Here is a 3,307-nt window from a genome sequence, read left to right as displayed (position 1 = left end):
GGGCGTGCGGCGCCAACGCCGCCCGCGCCGCGCTGAACGCCCACCGTCGCTCCCCGGCCCGCTTCCTGCCGGTGGGCGGCTCGACCCCCCGGCGCGGGCCGCACCGCTGACCCGCCCCGCCCGAAGGGAACGGAACCCATGGCACAGCGCCAACGCCTGATCACCTCCCCGCCCGAGCGGGTCTGGGACGTCCTGGCGAACGCCCGCAGCTACGCGCGGTGGGTGGTCGGCACCCAGGACGTCCTGGACGCGGACGAGCACTGGCCCGCGGTCGGGGCCCGGCTCAGGTTCCGGGTCGGCCTGGGGCCCGCCGCGCTGGAGGACACCTGCGTGGTGCGGATCTGCGAGCCCGTCCGCCGCCTCGAGCTGGAGGCCGCGGCGGACCCGCTGGGCACCGCCCGGATCGCCTTCTCGCTCGTCCCGTGGGGCGAGGACACCCTGCTGCTGCTCGACGAGCACCCGCTGCGCGGGCTCGGGGCCCGGCTGGAGAACCCGCTGACCGAGCTGCTCCTGCACCTGCGCAACCGCCGCCTGCTGGGCAACCTCGCCCGCCGCGCCTCCTCGGGCTGAGGCCGGGGCTACCGCAGCCGGAGGGTGGCCAGGTGCTCGGGGCGGATCACCCGGGTGCGCGGGGAGAGCTGCCGTACCTGGGTGAGCAGGCCGTCGAGGTCCATCCCCGGGTCCTGGACGGCGGGTTCGGCCAGCGGTGACTCGAAGTCGTCCCAGTGCACGGGGACGACGGTGCGCGGGAAGTCGAGCGTGCGGAGCAGCCGCGGCACGTACTGGTGGGTGGTGCGGGCGGTGCTCTCGACGGCGATCATCGCGATGTCGGGCCGCAGGCCGGCGTAGGTGTGCTCGACGAAGTCGCTGGCGCCGGTGAGCAGGGTCGAGGGGCCGTCGCCGAACCGGACCTGGAAGGCCAGGGTGTCGCCCTCGACGAGTTCGCCGATCGTCCCGGGCGGCGTCGCGGGCGGCGCGGTGAGGGTGCCGGGCGCCCAGTACCGGTACTTGGCGTTGCGGCTGTGCAGGGCGGCCACCACCCGCACGGTGTACCCGCCGAAGTCGAGGACCTCGCCGCCCTTCACCACGACCAGCTGCGCCGCGGGCACGCCCATCGCCTGCAGCAGGTGGCAGGTGGTGGCGGTGCCGACCACCCGCACCCCGCGGCTCTTCGCGATGTACGGGACGTCGTTGAAGTGGTCCCAGTGGCTGTGGCTGACCAGCACCAGCTCGGGTTCCCCGATGTGCCGGTCGACCAGCTCGGTGGCCACGGTGAGCGGCGTCGCGGGGTCGAACCCGTGGGTGGGGAACCGGGTGAGGTACGGGTCGAACAGCACGGTGTGCCCGTTGCCCTCGATCCGCCACCCGCTGTTGCCCAGCCAGGTGAACGCCGTCTCGCCGCCGCCCTGCGGCGGCTGCTGGGGCTGCGACTGGGGCTGGGGCTGCGGCTCGCCCGCGGCGGCCGGGGTGGCGGCGGCGGCCACCGGCAGGAGGGCGGCCCCCGCGACCGCCGTCCGGAGGAGTCCGCGTCGTCCCAAGGTGTTGTCGTTCATGCTCCGTCAGGACGTCGGTCGTGTGCCGCCGGTTCCGCTCCGGACCGGTTCGGGCGGATTCCGACGGTACGTCACCGGCGTTGGCGGGCAGGCGGGTTGACGGGGCGGCGGCCGCCGCGGCCGGCACCGGATACGGACGGGCTCCGGACAGATCTGCGTATATCACCCGGAACGGGGCAGTCGGGCGGCACGGAGGATCCGACCCGCGGAGTGAGGAGCAGCCTTGAACGACTACGCGAATCAGGCGAGTTGGGAGTCGGAGCAGGACCCCGGCCCGGCGGGTGCCGCCGCCCGGAGCGTGCGGGACGGTGTCACCGGGGGCGCGCACGTGGTGGCCGACCACGCCGGGGAGGTCGCCGGGACGGCCGAGGAGCAGGCCGCCCGGGTCGCCCAGGAGGCGCTCGCGCAGGCCCGGGACCTGCTCGAGGAGGCCCGCGGCCAGGTGCGCGGCCAGGCCCGGGAGCAGACCGAGCGGCTGGCCGAGAACGTCCGCCGACTGGCGGAGGAACTGCGGGAGATGGCCGCGCACGGCAAGCCCGACTCGACGGCCGCCGCCGCGGTCTCCCAGCTCGCCGACGGCGGCCTGCGGCTGGCCGACCACGTGCGGCGGCGCGGCCCGGACGGGCTGCTGGAGGACGTGCAGGACTTCGCGCGCCGCCGCCCCGGCCTGTTCCTGGCGGGCGCGGCGCTGGCCGGGTTCACGCTCGGCCGGGCCGGCAAGGGCGTCGCCGCGGCCGGCGGCCCGGCCGGGCACGACGGGCGCGACGGGCGCGGTGACCGGGACGGGCGCGACGGCTACGGCTACACCGGCTACGGCGACCGGGACGACCGCGACGGTTACGACGGCCGCGACGGCCGCGACGGCCGCAGCGACCGGGACGGGACGTGGCCGGACCGGCCGGGCGTCGTGGCGGCTCCGGTGAGTGCCCCGCCTGCGGTGCCCCCGGCGGTCCCCGGCACGTCCGACCCGTACGGCGGGGCCCCCGCCTACCAGCCGAACCCGCGCCTCCCCGAGGCCCCGGGCCACTCGCCGGAGCCCGGCCCCGTCGGGGACCCGCGCCCCGCCGAGGACCCGCGCTACACCGAGGACCCGCGCCACGGCCAACTGCAGGGCCCGCTCCCCGGCCAGGGGCAGCAGCCGCCGGCCCGGGAGGTGTGAGCCGTGCCCGCACCCTTCACCGACCACCGCGCCGCCGGGCGCCCCGCGACGGACGGCCCGGACCGCACCCCTCCCCCGCCGGAGCAGCCGCCCGGCTCCGCCGAGCGGGGCGGGCACGAGTCGCTGGGCGACCTGATCAGCGAGATCACCGGCGACCTGAGCCGCCTGGTGCGCGACGAGATCGAACTCGCGAAGGCCGAGATCAAGCAGGAGGCGGCCAAGGCGGGCAAAGCCTCCGGCATGCTCGCCGGGGCCGGGTACGCCGGGCACATGGCGGTCGTCCTGGGCAGCCTGGCGGTGGTCTTCGCGCTGGCCGAGCTGATGCCCCCGGCGTGGGCCGCGCTGGTGGTCTCCGCCCTGTGGGCGCTGGCCGGGGCGGCGCTGTGGAGCGCCGGGCGCAGGCGGCTGAAGGACGTCCGGCTCAAGCCCGAACAGACCGTGCAGACCCTGAAGGAGGACGCCGCATGGGCGCGACACCCGATGAGCTGAGGAACGAGGTCGAGGCCCGCCGGGCGCACCTGGCGCACAACGTGGACCGCCTCGCCGACCGGATCTCCCCCGGCCGGGCGGTGCACCGCCGGGCCGACGCCGCACG

At 76.9% G+C, this 3,307-nt stretch carries 5 protein-coding genes; 4 read left to right on the top strand and 1 reads right to left on the bottom strand.

Annotation, left to right across the window (positions count from 1 at the left end; genetic code table 11):
• Window positions 1–138: 138 nt before the first annotated feature.
• Complete coding sequence (locus tag ACFUEL_RS37345) at window positions 139–570, top strand: SRPBCC domain-containing protein (protein ID WP_380242297.1); 432 nt, start codon at window positions 139–141, stop codon at window positions 568–570.
• A gap of 8 nt (window positions 571–578) precedes the next feature.
• On the opposite strand, the gene ACFUEL_RS37340 is transcribed toward ACFUEL_RS37345, so the two are convergent.
• The gene (locus tag ACFUEL_RS37340; RefSeq protein WP_380242295.1) at window positions 579–1,553 is read right to left on the bottom strand and encodes an MBL fold metallo-hydrolase; all 975 of its coding nucleotides are present in this window, start codon (window positions 1,551–1,553) and stop codon (window positions 579–581) included.
• Between the two features lie 223 nt (window positions 1,554–1,776).
• Between ACFUEL_RS37340 and ACFUEL_RS37335 the strand changes: the two genes are divergently transcribed.
• The 3 genes from ACFUEL_RS37335 to ACFUEL_RS37325 form a co-directional block, all read left to right on the top strand.
• A complete protein-coding gene (locus tag ACFUEL_RS37335; protein WP_380242293.1) occupies window positions 1,777–2,712 on the top strand; it encodes a hypothetical protein in 936 nt (311 codons plus the stop codon).
• A 3-nt stretch (window positions 2,713–2,715) separates the two neighbouring features.
• A complete protein-coding gene (locus ACFUEL_RS37330; RefSeq protein WP_380242291.1) occupies window positions 2,716–3,201 on the top strand; it encodes a phage holin family protein in 486 nt (161 codons plus the stop codon).
• The coding region (locus ACFUEL_RS37325) for a DUF3618 domain-containing protein (protein WP_380242299.1) at window positions 3,177–3,307 on the top strand (131 nt) is incomplete at its 3' end. The genes ACFUEL_RS37330 and ACFUEL_RS37325, both read left to right, overlap by 25 nt.

The organism is Kitasatospora sp. NPDC057198, from assembly GCF_042670125.1.
Taxonomy (GTDB): Bacteria; Actinomycetota; Actinomycetes; order Streptomycetales; family Streptomycetaceae; genus Kitasatospora.
Note: the sequence above shows the minus strand (reverse complement) of the source record. Positions and strands in the feature narration are given on the sequence as shown.